This window comes from Halorientalis sp. IM1011 (assembly GCF_001989615.1).
GTDB lineage: Archaea > Halobacteriota > Halobacteria > Halobacteriales > Haloarculaceae > Halorientalis.
Genome location: NZ_CP019067.1, coordinates 1086646 through 1109439, shown reverse-complemented (window position 1 = coordinate 1109439; position 22794 = coordinate 1086646). Strand labels below are relative to the sequence as shown.

Sequence of the window (22794 nt, the reverse complement as noted above, 5' to 3'; positions counted from 1 at the left end):
GTGAGCAAATCTACCAGATAGAGTTGTATGATACATTATTGATGGTATCGAATCAGTTGCCGTGTCCCTCCGGCGAGTCGCTCGGCACGGTTTTTATGCCAGTTCGCGCCGGAGTGGGGGCAATGAGATTCATCGAGGAGGTGGTGGTCGAGGAGTTTCTGCCGACCTTCCGGTCGATGCTGGCCGAGGAGTTGCGGGAGCGGGGGCTGACACAGAGCGAGGTGGCCGGCCTCCTGGGGATCAGCCAGAGCGCCGTCTCGAAGTACGTCCACGGAGAGGTGGCGCGCAACGAGCGATTGCTGAGCGACGAGCGGCTGGTCGATCTGGTCGAGCGACTCGGCGAGGGGCTGACCGACGGTGAGATGAGTCCCGTCCAGGCGCTGGTCGAGACCGAGGTCGTCATCCGTCAGCTCGAACAGGGGGACGTGCTCGCCCAGCTCCACCAGGAGGAGGTCCCCGAACTGGCCGACTACGGCGGCGCGTTCGACGTGCACGATCCCGACAGCGACGTGCGGGTGGCCGAGCAGGCCCTGGCCTCGGTCCGGCGGGGGCTGACGGTGATCGAGAACACGGCGGATTTCTCCCGGCACATCCCCGCAGTCGGGACGAATCTGGTGGAGGCGCTACCCGACGCGACCGGCATCGAGGACGTGGTGGCGGTGCCCGGCCGCATCATCGACCTCAAGGGCCGCCCGGAGATTCCGGCCGAACCGGAGTTCGGCGTCAGCGAGTACGTCGCGAGCGTCCTCCTGACCGCCCGCGAACACGGGAGCGACGCCCGCGCTGCGATCAACGTCCGGTACGATCCGGCCCTCCTCGACGCGCTCGAATCGCAGGGTCACACAGTCACCGAGTTCGACGCCGAGACCGGCATCGAGGACGCCATCCCGGACGCGCTGGCGGCGACACCCGACGCGGACGTCCTCTACCAGAGCGGCGGGTTCGGAATCGAGCCCGTGATCTACGTGCTGGGTCCCGACGCGCCGACGGTCGCGGGGCGGCTCCGGGACAGTCTCTGATGGCCGACGTCGACCGCGTCCGTGAGTTCTACGGCCGGTGGACCGGACTGTACGATCGGCTTGCGACCGTCCCGGGCGTGCGGTCCTGGCGACGGCGGGCCGCCGGCGCACTCGATCTCTCACCCGGTGATACCGTCGTCGAGATGGGGTGTGGCACCGGTGCGAACGTTCCCTACCTCCGCGAGCAGGTCGGGTCCGAGGGCCGAGTCGTCGGCGTCGACGTGACCCGGCCGCTCCTCGACCGGGCCCGGGAGCGAGCCGCCGACGACGGCTGGTCGAACGTCGACTTCTGTGAGGGCGACGCGACCCAGCCACCGATCTCGGGACCGGTCGACGCCGTCCTCGGGACGTTCGTCCTCGGCCTGTTCCGCGACCCTGCGGCGGTCGTCGACGACTGGGTGGCCCTGTGTCGGCCGGGCAGCCGCGTCGCCGTCCTGAACTTCCAGCGTAGCGACCACCCGCTCACTTGGCCGCTCAACCTCGCGTTCGCCGCGTTCCTCTGGGCGGGCTCGCCCGGCTGGAGAGTGCCAGAGGAGTCCGTGACCGCGGCCTTCGAGCGCCGGGTCGAGGCCGGCCGGACCGCGCTGGCCACCCGCACCGAGGACCGCCGCTACGAGACGTTCGCCGGCGGCTACCTCGGCCTGCTCTCCGGCCGCGTGTAGGAACGCTTTTTTCGGCTCGTGTCAGTGGGAACTAATATGCTGTCCGCCAAGAAACTCGCACCGCTCGCGGTCGCCCTCCTCCTCGTGCTGGCGGGGTGTGGGGCCGGCCCGAGCGACGGCACGACCACGGAACCGGAAGATACGGACGCACCGACCGCGACCAACCGGACGACCGACTCCCCGGCATCGACCGACACGCCCGACCCCGGCAACACGGACACGCCTGCGGGTACCGCGACGCCTGACGACGAGGGACCGCCGAGTAACGAGACCGACGACCGCGGGGAGACGAGCGGGTACAGTATCCAGGTCCAGAACGGGACGCTGCCGTTCGACGTGAACCGGACGTTCGACCGGACGCAGACGCTCCTGGGGACAGATGTGGAGCCGCGACCGGTCGCGATCCGGAACCTGAGCGAGTGGCGCGGCACGCTCCCGAGTATCGCCGCGAGCCCGCTCAACGCGGCGCTCGGCTTCGAGAACGTCTCGGTGAACTGGAGCGAGCCGACGGGGGTGACACCGTTCACGGGCTACGTCTACGTCCATCCCGGGCAGGGTCCGCCCGGTGTCGTCGAGCGCGTCCTCACACACGAGTTCGCGCACACGATCCAGTATCAGGGGAACATGCTCCCCTGGCTCGACAGGCTCCGAACTGGCGGCATCATGACCGACCAGCGCAAGACCTACCGCGCTCTCCAGGAGGGCGGAGCCGTCTACACGGCCGACGCGTACGCACACCGGCATCTGGACGTGCGGAACAACTCCGCGTTCGTCCGTGAGCGGTACGAGCAGGGCGGTGCGACCACCCGGTCCGCACTCGCCCCGTACCTGTTCGGCAAACAGTACGTGGCTGACGAGATCGACTCACCCGCGAACCTCTCCGCCGTCTACGAGGAGTACCCGCGGACGACCGAGCAGGTGATGCACAACTACACCCGCGAGGAGGAACCGGAGAAAGACCTCTCGGTCACGGTCGAGACCGACTCCGAGTGGGGACTGCTCGGCAACAACACGCTCGGCGAGATGACGACCCGTCACGCGCTCGGGACCGAACTGTCCGTCGAGCGGGCCGCGGCGGCGGCGACCGGGTGGGGGACCGACGAACTGTCGGTGTTCCGGAACCGCTCCGACGCCGACCAGTTCGCCTGGGTCTGGACCCACCGCTGGGACAACAGCAGCGAGGCCGACGAGGCGTTCGACGCCCTCGACGAGTACGAGACCGCCCGCGTGACCGACTCCGGCCGCGGGTTCGAGACGGTCCGGGTCGACGACGGGACGACCGCGTTCGTGTTCGGCCCCGAGTCGTTCGTCGACACCGTCTCGGTCGAGGGCACGACCGCGAACGTCACGGTACAGGTCGGGTCCTGACCTACGCCTCGTACCGCTCGGCGTGCGCCGCACAGAACTCGGGTTCGCGCAACTGTGCCTCGATCACGCCGGGCTGGCGGTGGGGATTGGCCAGCCGGCACTCTTCGTTCTCACAGAAGTCCTCACCGGTCGCGAGGAAGTGGTAGGCCTGCAGGACGTACCCCGCGATCGCCTCGGTCGTCCGCGGGTCGTCCTCGACCAGAAACTCCCCCTCGACCTGTGATTCGAGGACCTCCCGCGGCGGCGCGTCGCCGCTGACCATCGCCGTGCGCTGTTTCTCCTTGTAGTACTGTTCGGGCTTGGCTGGGGCCTCGTAGAGGCCGGGCACCGAGACCAGCGCGGGCTGGCCGAGGACGTTGACGCGCTTGTGCCAGCGGCCGTCGTGGTCGCCCCACGTTCCGAGGACCCGATCCAGAAGCGGGACGTGGAGGTGATCGAGCGAGCGCTCGTCGGCGGGCAGGCGCTCGCGGAGCGCGTCCTGCACCGACAGTCCGTCGTAGATGACGCCGCCGGCGCGCTCGGGGTGTTCCAGCGCGCGCTCCTCGTAGCGGACGATGCCCAGCATCGTGTTGCCCGTCTCCCGCTCGTAGGGGCTGAGGACTCTGGCCTCGGCGAAGGCTTCGGCGAGACCGTCGTCCTCGCGGTCGAGAAAGCGGTCGCGTACCTCGACGGTCGCGGGGACGCGCTCGTCGAGCCAGTCGGCGATGGCGTCGGCGTCCGCTTCGGTGGTCGGGGCGCGGTAGAGCGTGACGCGGTCGGGCATACCCGACAGTCCGTGACCGCCGAAGTTACGGGTTATGGGTCTCGGGCCAGTCGCGCTACGTCCGGCGACGGCGGCCGGCGAGTGCGACGACGATCACCGCGAGAACGACGGCTGGAGCGCCGAACCCGGGACCGTTCGCGGTCGTCCCGGTCGAACCCGTCCCGTCGCGCTCCGTCGGCGGTGCGTCGACGGTCACCGTCGCCGTGGCGTTGCCGAGGCGGAACCGATGGGTGCCGGCCGGCGGTTCGATAGCAAACGTAATCTCCTGCTCGCTGCCGGGTCCGACGACGACCTCGCGCGTCGACACCACCGTGTCGTTCCGGTAGAGCGTGAGCGTCCCGGCGGCCGGAATCGTCGCGTCGTTGCCGAGTCGCGCGGTCAGTTCGACGACGTCGCCGGCCGTCACGCGGGAGGCGTTCGCCTGCAGGTCGACGACGGCCGGCGGTGACGGGCCACGCACCGCGACCTCGACCGTCCGGGTCCCGGCGGTGAGCGTGTAGGTTCCCGGCTCGTCGAACGTGTGCGAGAACGTGAGCCGACGCTGCTCGTCGGGGTCGAGGGATCCCGCCTGTTCGTCGAGTCGCCGCCCGTCGACCGCGAAGGCGGCCTCGAACTCGCCGGCCGCGTCCCCGGTGTTCTCGACGAGCACGTCGAGCGAGAGGGATTCACCGGTCGCCAGTTCGACCGGTTGGCCTGCGTCGAGCGACCCGTTGCGGTATGGGCCGGCCACCCGGAATCGCTCGGACGCCGGCGCGAACGCGTACTCGATCCGTGGAGCCGCCCCCTCGAAGGCCCGCAGGTGTTCGGTGCGAGACCACATCGACGGGGTGGCGTCGGTGGTGGTGTAGCGGTCCGCGAGCCGACCGACTTCCCGGCCGGCGACGTCGGTCACGATGTCCTCGAAGGCCGCCGCCGTCAGTGGTTCCTCGGCCGCGTTCATGCGCCGGAAGACGGTCTGGAGCCGTCGGCCGTCGGCCGCCAGGCGGATCTGTCGGTCGAGTTCGCCCGCCACGAGCGCGCCCTTCAGATAGGGCGTCCGACCGGACCAGGTCGACGGAGCCGCCAGCACCTCGCCGGGGTCCGAGCGAACGTCGCCGGCCCGCAACCGGCTGCGGAAGGCCGAAAAGCCGATCCGATCCTGTTCGAGGGAGAGCAGCGCGGCGTAGTACGTTGCGCTGGCTTCGGTGAACCAGCGGGTCCCGTCGTTGCGGTCGTAGTCCTGTCGCGTGTGGACGTACTCGTGGAGCCAGACGTTGTCCGGGACCTGCAGTCCCTGATCGTCCTGCACCCAGAAGGAGTCGCCCCCGGTCTGGAGTCCCTGGACGGACCACTCGACGCTCGTCGTCGGCGCGGCGATCATGAACACGCTCGCGTCGCGGGCACCAACCTGCAACGTATCCGAGGCCGCCGTCATCGACTCGAAGATCCGGCTCCGGGATTCGGCCAGCGAGGCCGCCGCCGGCACGATCAGCCGGAAGCGCTGGCCGTTGGCTCGCCGGGTGTACTCACTGTGCGGGCCGAGAAACGCCATGGCTTCGCTGGCGACGCCCTCGCCGTCGACGGTCGTCCGCCGGTCGAGCGTAACGTTCCCGCCACGCCAGCTCCAGGAGACGCCGACCTGTGGTGTCCGGACGATCGCCCACTCCCCGGCGTCGACGAAGGTGTAGTCACCCCGCCCAGCGAGCGGCCCCTCGGTCTCGCGCGTCTCGTTGACCGGCAGCCGGTAGGTCAGACTCGGTGCGTCCGTCCGACCGTCCCAGGCGTACCCGCCGCCCGATCCCGAGAACCCGTCGGTATCGATCACCGTCGCCCGGGCGGGCACCTGTGTCTCCAGTTCGACCAGATTGTCGGGGTCGTCGAACCGCGCCGTGACCTCGATCTGGCCGGGGCGGTCGGGTGTCAGGTGGAGGCGTTTCGTGAGTTGCAACGTCTCGCCGTCCTGCGTGGCGCTGGCCGTCGCGTTCGCGGCGGTCGCGTCCCCGGCGTCGGCAGCCGCCGTCCCGGTCAGACAGACACCGAGAGCGAGTACGGCCAGCAGACAGAATACCAGCACGCGTCGTCGTCTCATCAGTAGCGGGGTCGGACAGGGCGAACTTAGTTCCGGTGGCAGCGGTGGCGGTGCGGTGGCGGTCTCGATCCGCGTGACGATCGAACCCCACAGCGTCGACGCACGCGACGACTGGTCGTTTCCGTCGGTTCGGAAAGCTGATACTCTGGACACCTGTCAACGGCGTGTATGGAGACGAACGGGGAGACGACGGGCGTCCTGGGGACAGTAGCCCTCTGTACGGTGACCCTCTGCCTGCTGTGCCTGCTCTGGGGCGTGTTCGCTCTCGGGACGACAGCGGTGGCGGGCCGGGGTGTCGGCGTCGTGGTCGGGACGGTCGTCACACTGGGTTCCAGCGTCGCGAGCGTCAGGTACGGTCACGAGAGCGCCACGAGCCGGCTCTCGGTTGCGGGGCATCTGCTCGTTATCGGTCTCGCCGCGTCGCTGTTCGTGCTGGTCGTGTCACTCGTCGTCGCAGTCTCGCCGTTCACCGACGGGTCTCCCGGCATCGTCGACGCGACCGTGGTCCTGCTGCTGGCGGGTGGGTGTCTCGTGGGGTTCCTCCTCGCGCTCCGGGACATGGCGGAGTACGGCAGTTGGAGCCTCACGGTTCGGCTGTTCGTCACGGTTCTCGTCTTCGGTCTGTGTACGATCTGTCTGTTCGTCGCCGTCTGGGTGGCCGTCTGGGCGTTGTTCGGTCCGGGGTGGTACGCCAGTCAGATCGGGTTCGTCGCCGGAGCGGTGATTCTGACACTGATCGGGGCCGTGGAGTACCGTCAGCTACGCACCGTCACGGACAGTGCGGGTGCGACCGTCGTGTCGACGGCCGACCGGCCGGACCTTCACGCGCGGGTAACCCGGATCGCCGCGCAGTTGGACGTGCCAGCACCGACTCTCGCACTTGCGGACCGACAGACGCCCGAGGCACTGGTCGTCGGGTTCCGCCCGATCGAGACACGCCTCGTCCTCTCGACGGGATTGCTCGACACGCTGACCGGCGACGAACTGGACGCCGTGATCGCCCACGAACTCGCCCACGTCGCCAACCGCGACGCCACAGTGATGACGATCCTCGCAGGCCCTATCGTCGTCGCGAACGGCATGCTCGCCCGCAGTTCGCTGTCTGCCCTCGGTCACAAAGCGCCGGACCGCGGCGGGCGAGAAACCGGTCACTATTTCGCGCATTTCATCCCCCTCGCCCTGTTCGTCCGGGGCATCGGTCGCGCGAACGCCGCCTACCTCTCGCGGGCCCGTGAGATGACCGCCGACCGGGTGGCGGCCGAAGTTACGGGGTCGCCCGCAACACTGGCCAGCGCGCTCCGGAAACTCGACGCGCGGATCGACGCCACCCCCGACCGCGACCTCAGACACGCGGCGGGCGTCTCCGCACTGTCTATCCTCCCGCTCCACCGATCCGGTGGCGTCGTCGACGGCGACGATACGAACGGCGAGTCCGGCAGCGGCTGGTTCCGGACGCACCCGCCGACGGCTAAGCGACTGGAACAGTTGCGACGACTGGAACGAGAGCAGAGCTGACGGGAGTGCTGGCGATGTCGGCGGTCGCTGTGCGGTGACGGTAGGGCACGAGCGTAGCAGCCGCGAGCGCGGCGCGCCGCGCTCGCGGCTTTTTCGCCACCGAAAGACGCCCAGCGTCTTTCGAGCTCCCGTTCGCCTTCGGCTCACGGAAACCACGTTTTTGGCGAGGGGGGTCGCCGCTGGCGACCCCCTCGCGAAAAAGGTGGTTAGTCGTCAGCGGGGCTCGCCCGCGTCGTCATATCCACGTCCTCGGCGTCGACGCCGAGTTCGTCGATGGCGGCCTGTGCGGCGCGCTTGCCCGAGAGGAGCATGGCGCCGAAGGTCGGGCCCATCCGCGGGAGGCCGTAGGTGGTCGCGGTGGCCATGCCGGTGACGACGAGGCCGTCGTGGGCGAGGCCGGTGTGTTCGACGACGGCGTCCTCGCTTTTCCCGACCCACATCGAGTCGTGGCCGGGGGAGTCGTGGCCGGGCGCGCCGTAGGAGTCGTCGCCGGTCTGGTCCATCCCGCTGGCTTCGTCTTCGAGGCCGGGCGCGTTCAGGACGCCGCGCTCGTCGAGTTTCTTGACGGCCATGGCGTCGTGGCCGGTGGCGTCGATGACGAGGTCGGCCTCGACGGCGATGGGGTCGACGCAGGTGATCTCCCGGGGCAGGGCGTGGACGGGTGTCCAGTTCATGACGATGCCGCCGACGCGGTGGTCCTCGCGGATGACGATGTCGGTGAACTCGGTCATGTTCTGCATCTTCGCGCCGGCGTCGCAGGCGGCCTTGATGAGGCCGGAACAGGCCTCCGGCCCGTTGGCGACGAACAGGCCCTCGCTGTCCTGGGACTGCTTGTAGTCCACGTCGAGTTCGTCGAGGACGTGGTGGGCCGGGCCCCGCACGGTGACCTTGTTCATCAGGAAGCCACCGAGCCAGAAGCCACCGCCCAGGTAGTTGTTCTTCTCGACGACCATCGTCTGGACGCCCCGTTCGGACAGTTCCTTGGCGGCCATCAGCCCGGAGGGGCCGCCCCCGACGATGATCACGTCGCTGTCGGAGAAATCCATGAACTCCTCGGTCCACTCCTGACCGATGGCACGGGTCACTTCCGCCTCGCCCACGTCGCTAAACTGCTGGAAGTCGGACATAGTAGCCACTACTACCACCCGGTAATTGAAAGGTGTTCTGGTCGGCAAAACGGAGGGTGATCGGGCCGGAATCGGGCCGCTCGTCGGGTTCGAGTCTTCGCGTCGAAATAGCGAAAAGTCATAAGCCATCGGCCGGCTAACACATCCCAACTCCGAATGACCTGGCAGTACACTCCGTTTCTCACCCTCACGCTCATCGGGGCCGTGCTGGTGGGCGTCGCCGCCCTCTACGTCGTTCGCCAGCAGCGCGCTTACGAGCCGGTAGCGGGGGGATACACGGCAGTGGTGCTGGCGGCGGCGATCTGCTGGGTCCTGCTCGGGTACGCGCTCCAGATGGGGAGCGTCGAACTCCAGCAGAAGCTGTTCTGGTACGAGCTGAGTTTCGCCGGGTTCATGCCCATTCCAGTCCTCCTGTTTTTCTTCACGTTGCGATACACGGGCCGTAACGAGTGGCTTCGGTGGTGGAACGCCGGCCTGCTCTCGTTGATCCCGCTGGTCATGATTGGGCTGATGTTCACCAACGAGAACCACTGGCTGATTTTGAAGCACTCGGAGATCATCGACAACGGCGTATTCGTGGCCCTGCGGCCCGAGTTCGGCGAGGCGATGATCGCGTACGTGGCCGTCAGTATTCTGCTGGCGGGGATCAGCTTCGCACTCCTCTCATGGCGTGCGTACACGACGGCCGGGATCTACCGTCGACAGGCGGTGTTGCTGGTCGCCGGGACTGTCGCGCCGGTCGTCACCGCCGGCATCTACTTCTCCGGCTGGAATCCCCTGCCGGGACTGGAGGTCATGACGCTCTCGCTTGCCGTCACGGCGTGTACGTTCTGCTGGGCGGTCGCCCGCCACGGTCTGTTCACGTTGATCCCAATCGCCAGCCAGGCGGCCGTCGAGCAGATGGACGACGCCGTCGTCGTCATCGATATCCGCGGCCTCGTCGTCAACGTGAACGAGCAGGCAGAGCCGTTCCTGACCGTCGATCACGACGAGGCCATCGGCGGCTCCGTGGGGGAAGTGCTCCGCCCGTTCGCGGTCCCGCCCGCACCTCGGTCGGGCGACCCCGAGAGCGACCGGGAGGTCGTGACCAATCCCGAGAGCGGTCGCTCCTACCAGCGCACCGGGACGCCGCTGACCGACGGCGACGGCGTCGTGATGGGGCAACTGGTCGTCCTGCAGGACATCACCGACCGGGTCCGGCGCGAGCGACGGCTCCGACAGCAGAACGAACAGCTAGAGGAGTTCGCCAGCGTCGTCTCCCACGACTTGCGCAACCCGCTGAACGTCATCAGCGCGCGCTCACAACTGGCCCGCGAGACCGGCGACCCGGAGCATTTCGACGCGCTGGATCGGGCAGCCGACCGGATGGACCGACTGATCGACGACCTGCTCCAGCTCGCCCGGCAGGGCCAGACCGTCAACGAGACCGAGCAGGTGTCGCTGCAGGAGGTCGCCGAGGACGCCTGGTCGCTGGTGAACGCCCCCGAGGCCGAGCTGCGGATCGAGAGCGACATGTACGTCGAGGCCGACCGCGACCGCCTCCAGCAGGCCTTCGAGAACCTCTTTCGTAACGCCATCGACCACGGCAGTTCGGACGTGTCGCTACTCGTCGAACCACTGGAGTACGACGCCGACCGCGGTGTGTTGCCGCGGTCGACCGACGCGAGCGCCGACGAGGAGGACGAATCGGACCGCACTCGCGCCGGGTTCGCCGTCGAGGACGACGGCCCGGGGATTCCGGCCGAGGAGCGCGAACACGTCTTCGACTACGGTCACACCACCGAGGAAGACGGCACCGGCTTCGGACTGGCCATCGTCAAGGAGATCGTCGAGGCCCACGGCTGGGAGATCCGTGCGGTCGACGGCCAGCTCGCCAGCACCCACGACGAGGACGAGTACGGTGGCGCACGCTTCGAGATCACCGGCGTCACCACCGCACAGGGGCTCGCTATCGGCGAGACCGACGTGGGCTTCGAGTTCGAGTGATCGGCGTCACAGCTCGCCGCTCCTGATCGCGTCCTCGGCCGCCCGCAGGGCCGCCTCGCGGTCGAACTTCTCGACGACCCCCTCCAGTTCGGCCCGGGAGGCGTCCGCGAGGTCACGGGCGTGGGCGGTGATCCCCGGCACCGCACGGATGATGTTGTCGACGATCGGGACCGTCGCGGTCTGGGCCGAACGGGAGAGCGGGTTCAGGTCGATCACGAGTTCCGTCTTGCCCATCTCCGCGAGCGCCTCGGCCCGGTCGCCGTCTTCGAGGGGGACGAGCACCACGTCGGCGTCGCCGATGCCGTCGGCGTCGACCTTCGCGCGCTCGTGGTCGAGGCCGGGGATCCGGCCGTCGGCGTCGAGGCCCTTGACCGCCTCGGCCCCGTGCTCGCGGAGGTGGTCGGCGATGCGTTCCATGCGTTCCTCGGTTCGGTTGAACAGGTTGACCTCCAGATCCGCGCCAGTCGCCTCTGCCAGGTCCACCAGTTCGCCGGGCACGAGTGCAGCGGCGTTGCCGTTGACCGAGAGGACAGGGTGGTCGGCCAGAAGCAGATGGGCGGCGGCGGCGCGTTCGGCGCTGTCGGCGCTTTCGAGGGTCCGCTCGCCGAGCAGGTAGTCGTAGGCCTCGCCCCGGCCCTGTGCGATCAGCCCCTGTCGCGAGGTGATCCCCAGGTCGACCCCCTCCTCGATCCGGTGTCGCGTGAGGAGGGACTCGTAGCGGGGGTGACTCTCGGGAACGTCGATCTCGTCCATACTCGGGCAAGTCCTCGCAGGTGTGAAAAATCGACCGATGAGCGCGAGCGCGGCGTCGGCTACTCCGATCAGGCCTGGGTCTCGGTGGCGGCGTCGGGGCCGAACTCCCGGAGACTTCCCAGTGCCTCCCGCGCCTCACGGCGGGTCTGGTAGGTCCGTTTGCTCTCGGCGACGGTCCGTCCGTCCGTATCGACCAGTCGCCAGCGCCACTCGCCCGTCCCGCGGCCCGGTGTGGCGTCGACGGCCTCCTCACCGTCTCCCGCGTCCTCGTGGAGTTCGAAGGCCGGCGATTCGATCTCCAGCAGGCTCGCCGTCGTCAGCATCTCCCGGACGGACGCGAGCGCGCGCTCTGCTGCGCTCCGGGAGTCGAAGGTCGGGCCGCTGACGCCGACGGTGTTCCCCGCGGTGTCGACGAACCGCCAGATCCACCCCGCCTCGCGTTCGGTGACCTCGAACGCGGCGAGGTCGAAATCCAGCAGGCCCGCGCCGCCGGCGAGTTCGCGGGCCCGCGTCAGGTCGACCCGGGCGCTCTCGCGGCTCTCGTGGGTCCGGGCCCCGACCGCCAGCGTCGACCGGTCGGCGTCCACGAGTCGCCAGCGCCAGCGGTCGGCCTCGGCATCCTCGACGGCTTCGACGCGAAACGCCGCCGGGTCGACGGCGAAGACGCTCGCGCCACCCGCGTTGTCCCGGACGAGGCGGGCGGTCGACGCCACGGCGTCGCGGGAGGGGAACTGCTCGGTGCCGACGGCCAGCGGGTCGCGCTCGCGGTCGACGATCTCCCACTCCCATGCCTCGCCCTCCTCGCCCACGGTGACCGAGAAGCGGATCGCCACGTCCCCGACGGTGTGGACGGCCGCGTCGGCGGCGAAGTTGGCGACCGACCCGGCGGACTCGGTCGCGCTCTCCCGGTCGGCGAAGCCCTCGCGGCTGCGGGCGATCGTGCTCCCGTCGGGATGGATCAGCCGCCAGCGCCACTGCCGGCGCTCGCCCTCGTCGACGTACACCTGGAAGACGGCGGCGTCCATCCGGCGCGTGTCGGCCTCGGGAGCGAGAATCGAGAGGGCGTCCATCGCCTCGCGAGCGGATTCGTCGCTCTCGTACCGGCCGGGACTGGTCGCCAGCGTCTCCCCACTGGCGTCGACCAGCCGCCAGTGCCACTCCGAATCCGCTTCGTACAGCTCCAGTGCTGCGCTGCCGATCTCGACGAGGTCGGCGTCGGGTGCGTGTTCTTTCATCGTGTTCATCGCGGCCGCGGCGTCCTCGCGGGAGGCGTGTTCCTGGCCGCTGTCGGAGACGACGCTGCCGTCGGCGTCGACCAGCCGCCAGTTCCAGCTCCCCTCGTCGGCCTCGTAGAGGTGGAAGGCGGCGCTGTCGAACTCGATCCGGTCGGCGTCCGCGATCTCCTCGCGCATCCCCTCGACGGCCGCTTCCGCGGCCGCCGGGTCCTCGAAAGTCGCACTGGCCGGACTGCGCGCGACGATCTCGCGGTCCTCCGTGACGAGCCGCCAGGCCCACCGGTCGCCCTCGGGGTAGATCTCGTACTCCGCGTCGTCGAGTTCGACGACCGGCGCGTCCTCGACCACGTCTTTCACGCGGCTCACGACCGAGCGCCCGCTCTCCTCGGAGGGGACCGCGCCCTCGCTGCGGGCGACGACCACGTCCTCGTCGTCGACCAGCCGCCAGCGCCAGCCGCCCGCCTCGTCCTCGACGATCTCGTAGGCGGGCGAGTTCGCTTCGAGGAAGGGCACGTCGACGGCCCCGTCCATGATCCGGCGAACGGAGTCCTCGACCGCCTCGCGGCTCTCGAACTCGTCGCAGGACTCCGCGATAGTCTCGTCGTCGGCGTCGACCAGCTCCCAGCGCCAGGTACCCTCGTCCTCTATCAACTCGACGCCGACCGATTCCACGTCCATCACCGGCGACTCGCGGGCGACCTCCCGGATCGAGGCGACCGACGCCTCGGCCGCTTCGCGGTCCTCGTAGGCCTGCGGACTCTCGCCCAGCACGCCGCGGTCCTCGTCGACCAGCCGCCAGCGCCACTCCGAGCCGTCACCGTACACCTCGAAGGCACCCTCCTCCACGTCGAGCAGCGAGGCACCGGGACCGTGTTCCTTCAGCAGGTTCACCGCGTTCTCGGCCTTTTCGCGGTCGGCGTAGCGGCCGTCGCTGTCGGCCAGCACGACGCCGTCCTCGTCGACCAGCCGCCAGCGGACGGTCGACTCGCCGTCCTCGTCGTCGTCGCGGTACAGCCTGAACGCGGCGTGGTTGATTTCGAGCAGGCTCGCACCCGCCACCTTCGCCTTGATCCCTTCGAGCGCGGTCTCGGCGTCGGCCCGACTGTCGTAGGCCCGGGTGCCGTCGGCGACGGCCGCCTGCTCGACGAACCACCAGTGCCAGCCCGACTCGCCCGGGAACACCGCGAACACACCGTCGCGGTCGGCCTCGCCGACCAGCACGTCCGAGACGCGGGTTTCGGTCTCGTCCTCGACCACCCACCCTTGCGCGCTCGCCGCCTCGTCGGCCAGGAAGTAACTCCGTCTGCCGGTCACCACCGGCACGAGGGCAGCGACCAGCGCCAGCAGTGCCAGTCCGCCGCCGTAGCCCGCGAGGAAGAGTTGCCCTTCGGTCCGCCCGACGCCCCACTGATTCGGGTATATCTGCAGGAAGTACCCGACGGTGGCGACGGACGCGAGCGCGCCGAGGACGGCGACCGGCACCGCCCGCCTGCGGAGGGGCAACTGGAGGATCGCACCCAGGAGGAAAAGCGGGCCCCCGGCCGCCACGAACACCAGCGCGAGTTCCGTGACGGCCACCGGCCCGAGTCCGAGCAGTCCCGTCCTGCCGGTGGCGAACACCACCACGCCAGCCAGTACCGCGAGCAGTCCGATCACCAGTACCCAGTAGCCGTACACCTCCGGTTTCGTCCGTGCCTCCCCCATGTACTCGTCGTAGAGGCCGTAGAAGACGCTGTCAGGCTGCGATCCCGTTGCCATTGTACAGTTCGTGGTTGGACCACTCGGTACCTTAAACGTGGGGTTGGTTCACACGAAGCTCGGCGACCGAAATCGGACCGCTACTCCAGCAGTCGCGCGCCCGTCGGGTCGATCCGGCAGGTCGCGGGGTCGTAGCCGGCCGCCGAGAGCCCGCCGTCGATGGAGAACACGGTTTGTCCGAGCATCGCCATCGAGGCGTCGCCGCCGGCCTCGTTCACGTCGAGGATCACGTCCCGGACCTCGGGGGTGAGCAGTTCGGCCTCACGGGCGAACTGCCGGGACGCACGCATGAACGACGACAGCGTGGGCTCCTCGACCACGCGGGAGAGCCCGCGCTTGCCGGCCTGATCCAGCAGCTCCGTGTTTCCGGAGATGACTTCCTCGGTCGAGAGTTCCCCCAGCGTGTGGTACTCGATGGGACCGCGTGCGGGGATCGCATCCAGCAGGTTGTCCTGTGGCCCGCCGGGTTCGAGTCTGATCGGGACGCCGCCGTGGGCCTGCGCTACCACGTCGCCCAGTCCCGTACCCGCCTGCACTTCCGCGCCGTGAGCGATGGTGACGAGTTCGTTGACCGAGAGCCGGCGATCGAACGCCTCGTTGACCGCCAGCGCGGTGCCGAGTGCCATCGCGCCCGAGACGCCGAACCCGGAGCCGATGGGCAGTGGCGTCTGCCCGTCCACGCGGGCGGTCGCCTGGAGCGTGTCGAGGACCGTCTCGACGGCGTCCATCTCGACCGGGACGTCGTTACAGCGGACACTCGTCTCCTCGGCCGGGCGGACGGTGACGGTGACGCCGTCGGTGAGTGTCAGCCCCGCGCCCCGCGACCCAGCCTTCGTCGGGTCGTCGTCCCGGTGGATGGTGAAAAAGCCGGTGACGTGGCCCGGGACGAACGCTTCGACTTCAGTCATGCCTCCCGGTCGGTCCCCCGGGCGAATAAAAGGTGGTCGTTGCCGGCGAGTTCCGGACGGTTGCGGCGCGGACTCAGGGTTCGAGCAGTCGTTCAAGATCGGTCCCCATCTTCGCCGCCGGATCGACCGTCGGAACGGTGATCGTGAGGACCGTTCCGGTCGGGTCGTTCTCCCGGAAGGTGACCGTCCCGTCGGCGATCTCGGTTCCCCACTTGATCAGCCAGAGGCCGAGGCCGCTGCTGTGCTGGAGCGAGTTCTCGGTCCCGCGCTCGATGACCGATCGCTCGTAGTCGTCGATACCGGGACCGTCGTCGGCGAACTCGACCGTGACGGTCTCCTCGTCCGTTTCGACGGTCACCCAGACGTGTGGGTTCGAGTCGTCGTTGTGATCGACGGCGTTGTCGAGCACGTTCAGAAACACCGTTTCGAGGACCTCGGAAACGTACACCCCGTCCGGGACGGGGTCGGACTCGATGGTCGCCGTCGGATACCGGGCGGCAGTCAGATCGACACAGCGGGAGAGCAGCATGGAGAGGTCCGCGGCGGTGTCTCGCGTCCGACCCCGTTCGAACACGTCGAGGATCGTGCGGGCCTTCTCGGCCGTGTCCTCGATCCGATAGGCACCCCGTTTGATCGTGGCGGGATCGCCGGTATCGGGATCGGATTCGAGCAGTTCCGCGTGGCTGAGTATCAGGTTCGTCTCCGTCCGGATGTTGTGTCGAAACAGTCGGTTCAGCACCTCGTGGCGCTGCTGGTTCCGGACGTGATCGCCGACGTCGTGGAAGGAGAATATCATCCCGACCCGTCGGTCGTGGCTGTCCGAGATTTCCGTCCGGGTGATGTCGTACAGCGTCTCCGTGTGCGGACTGTAGATCGTCTTTCCACTGCTGTGAACGTCGTCGCGTTCGGCCGTATCACACCGTCGGAAGAGTGTCCGCGCCTGATCGCCGAGGATTCGCTCCTCTCCCACGCCGAAGATCTCCCGTGCGCTGTCGTTGACGTCGACCACGAATCCGTGGTCGTCGATCACGACGACACCTTCCTGCAACTGGTCGATGAACAACCGGCGGGCGTGTTGTCCGGCCGACGGCGTCGTACTGAACAGCTGAAACCGGGTGACGGCGCCGAGATACGCGATCCCGGACACCGAGAACGCGATCGGCGTCGGATCGAACGCGGGAATCGAGATCACGCCGCCGAGAAAGAGCGCGTTGCTCACCCACGGGGCCAGCGTTCCCAGGAGGATCGCCCCGCTCTGTCCGCGGAACATCGTCGATTCACACCTGATGAAATCGAGCAGGGGAATCGAACCGAGGACGCCCAGCAGGTACGTATATCCCATGATGACCCAGATCCAGGGGCCGATAGACCGGTTCAGGAACGTCTGGCCCTGGTACATCACGAGTTCCGACGACGTGTACAGCAGGTCGTGGGATCTGCTGGTCACCGCCAGAACGACAGTGATGGCGGGGACGACCGAGAGGACGAGGATGTACCGTGGCCTGACGAACTGGTCGCGTCCGGTGTATTCGAGCGAGAACAGCAGCCAGCAGACGGGGATGACGACGACACCGATCCAGAGCAGTTCGCTCCAGAGTAGTTTCCCCTCGAAGGTGCCGGACTGCAGGTCGAACAGGGCGAACGTCACCCAGAGACACTGCCCGATAAACATACCCATCAGCGGGAGTGCACCCGGTTCGTCACGCTCACGCCACGCGATGAGCGCCGCGGTGACCCCGACGCCGAGGGTGATCGCATAGACGGCCGAAAGTGTGCTAATATCCCACACTTTCGAAAAGGGATGGGTGAAATCAGTATAAAGGTATCTGTTGTTCTATAAATACAACAATAAACGGAGAGTAGGTGGGATGGTCAGAAAATCAGGAGGGCGGCCCAGAGTATCGCGAGCGTCAGGAAGTGTTCGGACTCGACGGCCTGTGAGAGCCCGGAGAAGTTCTCCCAGCGGCCGATCAGGCCGGTCACGACGACGGAGTACCCGGTCGCGAGCAACAGGACGGCGGCGTGGACGGGCGTGAGGAGTCCGTCCGCGAGCGCGAGCGCGACGAGTCCGGCCGTCAGCAGATTCACCAGATACAGCGCGTAGCGGGTCCCGACGAGTCCGAACACCACCGGGATGGTGTCGACACCGATCGCGTCGTCACCCGTCCGGTCCGGGATGTTCCCGACTTCGGCGAGGACGAACACTCGCAGGAAAAAGTAGACGAAGACGACCGCCGCCGACAACGTGACGGCCCGGTCAGCGAAGGCGATCGGGAGGAACGTGAGCGTCACAGCCCACCCCGACGCGACCATCGCCGTGTTCACCACCAACTGTTCTTTCAGCCGGTAGAACGTCTCGGTGATACCGTCGAACCAGTTGGCAGCGTAAAACACCCAGAACACGCCGGGGAGCAGCGTCAGGGCCAGCGCAGCCGGCCCCCCGAGCACCGCGAGGGTGACGGCCAACCCGTACGCCCCCGCGGCCAGTGGATAGAGGTAGCGTTCGTACTGTCGCACGAACGCCGCCTTCCGACGGTCGGTGAGCGCGTCGGTCTCGACGTCTGCGATCCGGTCCGTCGCGTAGACGGCGAACGTAACCAGTCCGACGACGAACGGTGCCGGGTTGAGCGGCACGTCCAGCAACAACATCGCGACGCCGACCTCCGTCGTCGCGAGAACCGCGACGTACAGCGAACTGTACTGGAAGGCCCGCCACAGCCGACAGAAGCTCCGCCAGAGGTTCGCGATCGCTCGATCGTATCGATTCGATGCCTGTTCGAGTTCGCTCGATCTGTATCGATCCTTTGTCATCTCTTTCTCGGTGCAGGTAACGAGACTCCGATATCCGTCCCTGCCAGTTAGTATTACAATATTTTCATGTTTAAATTAGGGGGTTGAGGACGAATACACGCGAATTGAAGCAGACGTTTTACAAGACTGTCACAGACCTGATGATCGTGTCAGTGGTGCGCTCGTCGAGCTTGTCGGCGTCGCCGTCGGGGTGCCTCCCGTCGGATCTGGCCCCAGCCGCCACCGATTTCACCGTCGCCTGCCAGACCCGAGTCATGGGCGACACGCCGCGGATCGCCGTCGATCCCGTCCGCCCGCTGGTCGACGAGCGGTTCGCGGTCCGACTGGCCGGCTTCCCGCCAAAGCGGTGCGTGACTGTCCGCGCCAGGATGCCGCTCGACGGCGCGCTCTGGGAGGGCCGCGCGACAGTGCGAACCGACGCCGCCGGGACCGCAGACCTCGACGCCCAGCGGCCGCTCACTGGAACCTACGGGCAGGCCGACGCGATGGGGCTGGTCTGGTCGGCCGAACGCGTCGGTGCCCGCCCCGCTCCCCGCGAGCGTACCCGAACCGACGGGAACGTCTCGCTCACAGCGACGGTGGGGGACCGACGAGTCGCCAGCGCGACCGTCGAGCGCCGGTTCCAGCGCGAGGGTGTCACGGTCGAGCGGGTCGAACACCCCGACCACGTCGCGCGGTTGTACGACCCACCCGCCGGGTCCGCGGACGACGGCGGACGCCACCCAGGTGTCCTCCTCCTCGGTGGCTCCAGCGGCGGCTTCCCCTCCCGGCGGGTCGCCTCACTGCTGGCCTCGCGGGGTTACGCCGTGCTGGCGCTGGCGTACTTCGGCCGGAGCGACCTTCCGAGCGAACTCGTCGAGGTCCCACTCGAATACGTCGAGCGGGCGGTGGAGTGGTTCGCCGGTCGCGAGCGGGTTCGACCCGAACCGCTGGGGGTCGTCGGCTGGTCGCGGGGCGGCGAACTGGCCCTGCACGTGGCCAGCCGCTGTGACCGCCTCCGAACCGCCGTCGGCTACGCGCCGAGCACCGTTACCTTCCAGGGCAACGAACTACTGCGCGATCCCGGCTCGGCCTGGACCGTGGACGGCGAGTCCCTGCCGTTCGTCCCGCTCGCGCGACCGCCCGGATTCCGGGGGCGGGCAGTCGCCCGGTGGCTCCGGGGCCGGCCGCTCTCACTGCGCCCCCTCTTCGAGCGTGGGCTGAACCGGGCGAGTGAAGCGCGAGTTCGGGCGGCGACGATCCCCGTCGAGGAGATCGGCGGTCCGATCCTGCTCGTGACCGGCGACGACGACCGGGTCTGGCCCGCCGAGCGACTCGCCACCCGAGCGATGGCCCGGCTGGACGAAAGCGAGTATCCCCACTCCTACGAACACCTTCGAGTCCCGGGGGCCGGCCACGACATCAAGGTCCCCTACCACCCGACGACCGAGCGGGCGACGCGGCCGGTCCCGATTCCCGGCCGTCCCCTCGCGCTCGACATGGGCGGCACCCCGGCGGGGTACGCCCGCGCCGATGCAGCGGCGTGGGAACGGACGCTCGCGACGCTGGATCGGGGCCTGCGGCCCGACTGACTCAGTCTTCGCCGGGTTCGTCTCCGTCGGCGTCGTCCCCGCCGTCACCGTCGTCGGCGAGGCGGTCGAGGAGCGCCGCACGCTGGCTGGCCGAGAGGTCGTCGGCGAGACACTCGACGAACGACGCCACCAGGTCCTCCCGGACCCGGAGGTCGACGTGTTCCATCCGGCCGTCGACGACGACGGCGTCGAGTTCCCACTCGCCTGCCCCTGGGTCGGTCATCCGGATGTCTACCCACTCGTCCGCAGTCGGGTCGGTGGCCGCTAACGTGGACATATCGACCATACTACGACGGAATCCACCTTAGCTGTATCCGACGCGGGCTGCTAGCACTCGACTTCCACCGAACCGTGATGCAGGCGCCGATAGTTCTTTGTATGCATAGTATCACTACGCATACATGCCGACGATCAGCGCGCGGCTCTCGGAGGACGAACTGGCGGAACTGGAACGAGTCGCGGAGTTGCTGGACGACGACCGGAGTACCACGATCAGGAAGGCCCTCGAAGAGGGACTGGCGGAGTTACGGACCCGCGAGGCCGTCGGGCGCTACCAGCAGGGCGACATCGCGGTCACGGAGGCCGCCCGGATCTCGGGACTCTCGGTCGCCGAATGGATGGAGGTCGCCCGGAGGCGCAACCTCACGACGCAGTTGAGCGCGGCCGACCTCCGGCGTGACGCCGACAACGCGAGGGAACTGTGAGCCGGATCTACGTCGACGCCACGGTCCTGACCGCCCTCGGCGCGGTCGGCGAACTCGATCTGCTCGGTGCCTTCGACGGCACCATCGCCCTCCCCGACGCGGTCCGGGCGGAAGTGACGACGGAGCCGGCGCGGACGAACCTCGACCGGTTCGCCGAGGACCACGACGTCGTGACCGGGTCGGTCGAGACCGAGTGGACCGAGGACGCCCGCCGCGTGCTGGACGCGGCGGAGTCGACCAGCGACGTGCGCGTGATCGAAGGGATTCTGGCGGCGACGGAGAACGACGCGACCGCCGATGGGCCGACGGTCGGCCTGCTCTCCGACGACCGGCGGCTCCGAACCGTCGCGGAGGGGTTCGGCGCGACGGTCGCCGGGACCTTCGGCGTCGTCGTCCGGGCGGCAGTCTCGGACAAGTACTTCTCCCAGTCACAGGCCAAACGCGTCGTCCGCCGGATCGACAGCCACGGCCTCCACCTGACCGGCGAGTTGCGCGAACAGGCCGTCGGCGAGACGGAGTGAAGGGAGCAAGGAAAGAATTGATACCGAGTTGATTGTTCTTTGGTATCGATGGCGGACGCAGACGCGATACCGATGTCCATCGACCGACCGAAGTTGTGGATCGCCGGCCTGGTCGGAATCCTCGTCCTGGGTGGGGTGATCGGCCTCGGGTTGAGTACGACGAAGACCGAAGTCGTCACGATCTCGCTGCAGGATACCGACGGGGAGGTGACCGTCACGATCACGAGAGATCGAGACGGGGAGTATCGTCAGGTCTACCGGGGGACACACGACTCGACGGACAGCGGTGGGAACGAGATCTGGACGACGGAGAAGACGGGCCGGTACCGGATCGAACTCAGCGGGGAGAACACGACCTGTACGGTCCGCGTGACCGTCCAGCGGCGATCCGGATCACTGACGACTCACATGCCGTCACCGCCCTCCGAATGTCCGGCCGATCTCCGGGTCGGCGTCCGTTCGAGACCCGCCTAGATCGCGGTGGCAGGCCACCCGCGAGTGGTGGACCCGTCGAGACTCGCTTCGCTCGGCAGAACTCTGGAAGACATTCCTGCTCGGCGGTGCCCGCCTGCGCGGGCTGTGACTTCCGCGCTCCCCCTCGACTGCCAGCGCCCAGTCCTACGGACTCAGTCTCTGGCGATCTCGCGGGAACACTGTCAGAGCAAGCTCTGACAAGCTCCCGCTCGCCAGGGACGGCTTCGCCCTACGGGCTCAGCCGTTGCCTGTCTCGCGGGAACAGAACCGCTTCCCGGATGTTTCCGAGCCCGAGCATCGTCATGATGAGGCGCTCGCCACCGAGGCCCCAGCCGGCGTGGGGCGGCATCCCGTACTTGAACATCTTGGTGTAGTACTCGAAGGCCTCGGGGTCGAGACCCTGCTGTTCGAAGCCTTCGACGAGGCGGTCGTAGCGGTGTTCACGCTGGCCGCCCGAGACCAGTTCCATCGAAGGGTGCATCATGTCGAAGCCCGTCGACACCTCCTCGTCGTCGTCGTGATCCTTGATGTAGAAGGGCTTGATCTCGCTGGGCCAGTCGGTGATGAAGTAGTGCTCGCCGACCTCGTCGCCGAGGACGTGTTCGGCCTCCGTCGAGAGGTCGTCGCCCCAGACGAGCACCTCGTCCAGTTCGCCCGTCGCGTTGATCTTTTCGAGGGCCTCCTCGTAGGTGATCCGCGGGAAGTCACCCTCGGGGACCTCGAACTCCTCGGTCATGTCGAGGGCGTCCAGTTGCTCCTGACAGTTCTCGGCGACGCCCTCGTAGGCGGCCTTGACGATCTCCTCGCAGGCGTCCATCGCCTCGGTGTGGTCGTAGAAGGCCGACTCGAAGTCGATGGAAGTCGCCTCGTTGAGGTGGCGGGGCGTGTTGTGCTCCTCGGCACGGAAGATCGGACCGATCTCGAAGACGCGTTCGAGGCCGGAGCCGACCATCAGCTGTTTGAACAGCTGGGGGCTCTGGTTCATGAACGCCTCCTGCCCGAAGTAGGTGATCGGGAACAGTTCGGTGCCGCCTTCGGTCCCCGTGGCGACGATCTTCGGCGTGTTGATCTCCGTACCCCCGAGATCGCGGAAGGCGTCGCGGACCGCTTCGAGGGCCGCGGCGCGGATCTCGAAGATGGCCTTGACTTCGGGCTTTCGGAGGTCGAGCGTCCGGTTGTCCAGTCGGGTCGGGAGTTCGGCGTCGACCTTGCCCGACGGATCGAGCGGCAGTTCGGGGTCGGCCTCGGCGACCACGTCGAGCGAGTCGGGGACGATCTCGACGCCGGTCGGGGCGCGCTCCTCCTCTTCGACGTCGCCGGTGACGGCGACGACGCTCTCGCGGTGGACGTCGAGCCCTGTCTCGACGAGGTCGTCGTCCATCTCGTCTTTCTCGAACTTGACCTGGATCTTGCCGGTGGTGTCCCGGACGATCAGGAAGGCGATGCCGCCGAGGTCGCGGATCTCGTGGACCCAGCCGGCGACGGTGGCCGTGTCGCCCGGCTCGGCGTCCGCGGTGTAGGTGCGGTCGTCCATGCTGTCGGGTATCGGCG

The 22794-nt window shown here is 68.1% G+C and carries 20 protein-coding genes; 9 read left to right on the top strand and 11 right to left on the bottom strand.

The features are described 5' to 3' along the window. Window positions 1–122 precede the first annotated feature (122 nt). Genes BV210_RS05615 through BV210_RS05605 form a run of 3 tightly spaced genes read left to right on the top strand, consistent with a single transcriptional unit; the run spans window position 123 to window position 3049 of the window. Window positions 123–1019: a thiamine-phosphate synthase family protein gene (locus BV210_RS05615; protein WP_077205687.1), complete on the top strand. Its 897-nt coding sequence runs from the start codon at window positions 123–125 to the stop codon at window positions 1017–1019. Further along, complete coding sequence (locus BV210_RS05610) at window positions 1019–1681, top strand: class I SAM-dependent methyltransferase (RefSeq protein ID WP_077205686.1); 663 nt, start codon at window positions 1019–1021, stop codon at window positions 1679–1681. Before BV210_RS05615 ends, BV210_RS05610 begins: the two co-directional genes overlap by 1 nt. A gap of 36 nt (window positions 1682–1717) precedes the next feature. Then, the gene (locus tag BV210_RS05605) at window positions 1718–3049 is read left to right on the top strand and encodes a hypothetical protein (RefSeq protein ID WP_077205685.1); all 1332 of its coding nucleotides are present in this window, start codon (window positions 1718–1720) and stop codon (window positions 3047–3049) included. Between the two features lies 1 nt (window position 3050). On the opposite strand, the gene BV210_RS05600 is transcribed toward BV210_RS05605, so the two are convergent. Together BV210_RS05600 and BV210_RS05595 are read right to left on the bottom strand one after the other, a co-directional pair. Continuing rightward, window positions 3051–3812, bottom strand: a complete 762-nt coding sequence (locus BV210_RS05600) for a DUF7001 family protein (RefSeq protein WP_077205684.1) — start codon at window positions 3810–3812, stop codon at window positions 3051–3053. A gap of 55 nt (window positions 3813–3867) precedes the next feature. Next, window positions 3868–5880 (bottom strand): CARDB domain-containing protein, encoded by a 2013-nt coding sequence (locus tag BV210_RS05595; protein WP_157525864.1) that lies wholly within the window; start codon window positions 5878–5880, stop codon window positions 3868–3870. Between the two features lie 168 nt (window positions 5881–6048). Here BV210_RS05595 and BV210_RS05590 point away from each other — a divergent pair, with 168 nt between their 5' ends. After that, window positions 6049–7395: a M48 family metalloprotease gene (locus BV210_RS05590; protein WP_157525862.1), complete on the top strand. Its 1347-nt coding sequence runs from the start codon at window positions 6049–6051 to the stop codon at window positions 7393–7395. Window positions 7396–7601: 206 nt separating this feature from the next. Here the strand turns inward: BV210_RS05590 and BV210_RS05585 are convergent, their stop codons facing one another. Then, entirely contained in the window at window positions 7602–8522 is a 921-nt protein-coding gene (locus BV210_RS05585) for a sulfide-dependent adenosine diphosphate thiazole synthase (protein ID WP_077205682.1), read from the bottom strand. Between the two features lie 156 nt (window positions 8523–8678). Here BV210_RS05585 and BV210_RS05580 point away from each other — a divergent pair, with 156 nt between their 5' ends. Next, window positions 8679–10508 carry a histidine kinase N-terminal 7TM domain-containing protein gene (locus BV210_RS05580; RefSeq protein ID WP_077205681.1) on the top strand — a complete coding sequence of 610 codons (1830 nt, stop codon included), beginning with the start codon at window positions 8679–8681 and terminating at the stop codon, window positions 10506–10508. Between the two features lie 6 nt (window positions 10509–10514). On the opposite strand, the gene BV210_RS05575 is transcribed toward BV210_RS05580, so the two are convergent. The 6 genes from BV210_RS05575 to BV210_RS20200 all read right to left on the bottom strand — a co-directional run bounded on the left by BV210_RS05575 (window position 10515) and on the right by BV210_RS20200 (window position 18229). Next, window positions 10515–11261, bottom strand: a complete 747-nt coding sequence (locus BV210_RS05575; protein WP_077205680.1) for a 4-phosphopantoate--beta-alanine ligase — start codon at window positions 11259–11261, stop codon at window positions 10515–10517. Between the two features lie 68 nt (window positions 11262–11329). Beyond that, window positions 11330–14254: a DUF1508 domain-containing protein gene (locus BV210_RS05570; protein ID WP_077205679.1), complete on the bottom strand. Its 2925-nt coding sequence runs from the start codon at window positions 14252–14254 to the stop codon at window positions 11330–11332. A gap of 80 nt (window positions 14255–14334) precedes the next feature. Next, window positions 14335–15162: a pantoate kinase gene (locus BV210_RS05565; protein WP_077205678.1), complete on the bottom strand. Its 828-nt coding sequence runs from the start codon at window positions 15160–15162 to the stop codon at window positions 14335–14337. Window positions 15163–15235: 73 nt separating this feature from the next. After that, window positions 15236–16951 carry a histidine kinase N-terminal 7TM domain-containing protein gene (locus tag BV210_RS05560; RefSeq protein WP_216640642.1) on the bottom strand — a complete coding sequence of 572 codons (1716 nt, stop codon included), beginning with the start codon at window positions 16949–16951 and terminating at the stop codon, window positions 15236–15238. Window positions 16952–17034: 83 nt separating this feature from the next. Further along, complete coding sequence (locus tag BV210_RS05555; RefSeq protein WP_077205677.1) at window positions 17035–17973, bottom strand: UbiA family prenyltransferase; 939 nt, start codon at window positions 17971–17973, stop codon at window positions 17035–17037. Between the two features lie 118 nt (window positions 17974–18091). After that, entirely contained in the window at window positions 18092–18229 is a 138-nt protein-coding gene (locus tag BV210_RS20200; protein WP_172824879.1) for a hypothetical protein, read from the bottom strand. Here BV210_RS20200 and BV210_RS05550 point away from each other — a divergent pair. Continuing rightward, window positions 18228–19544, top strand: coding sequence for an alpha/beta fold hydrolase (locus BV210_RS05550; protein ID WP_077205676.1), 1317 nt, complete (start codon window positions 18228–18230; stop codon window positions 19542–19544). The genes BV210_RS20200 and BV210_RS05550 overlap by 2 nt on opposite strands. 1 nt (window position 19545) lies before the next feature. Here the strand turns inward: BV210_RS05550 and BV210_RS05545 are convergent, their stop codons facing one another. Then, the gene (locus BV210_RS05545; protein WP_084802673.1) at window positions 19546–19821 is read right to left on the bottom strand and encodes a hypothetical protein; all 276 of its coding nucleotides are present in this window, start codon (window positions 19819–19821) and stop codon (window positions 19546–19548) included. Window positions 19822–19945: 124 nt separating this feature from the next. Between BV210_RS05545 and BV210_RS05540 the strand changes: the two genes are divergently transcribed. From BV210_RS05540 to BV210_RS05530, 3 genes are read left to right on the top strand one after another with little or no spacing between them, the layout of a single operon-like run. Then, window positions 19946–20248 carry a UPF0175 family protein gene (locus BV210_RS05540; RefSeq protein ID WP_077205674.1) on the top strand — a complete coding sequence of 101 codons (303 nt, stop codon included), beginning with the start codon at window positions 19946–19948 and terminating at the stop codon, window positions 20246–20248. After that, on the top strand, window positions 20245–20769 hold the full coding sequence (locus tag BV210_RS05535; protein WP_077205673.1) for a hypothetical protein: 525 nt from the start codon (window positions 20245–20247) through the stop codon (window positions 20767–20769). The genes BV210_RS05540 and BV210_RS05535 overlap by 4 nt, the downstream gene beginning before the upstream one ends. 48 nt (window positions 20770–20817) lie before the next feature. Continuing rightward, window positions 20818–21243: a hypothetical protein gene (locus BV210_RS05530; RefSeq protein WP_077205672.1), complete on the top strand. Its 426-nt coding sequence runs from the start codon at window positions 20818–20820 to the stop codon at window positions 21241–21243. 229 nt (window positions 21244–21472) lie between these two features. On the opposite strand, the gene aspS is transcribed toward BV210_RS05530, so the two are convergent. After that, window positions 21473–22777, bottom strand: a complete 1305-nt coding sequence (gene aspS / locus BV210_RS05525) for an aspartate--tRNA(Asn) ligase (protein WP_077205671.1) — start codon at window positions 22775–22777, stop codon at window positions 21473–21475. Window positions 22778–22794 lie beyond the last annotated feature (17 nt).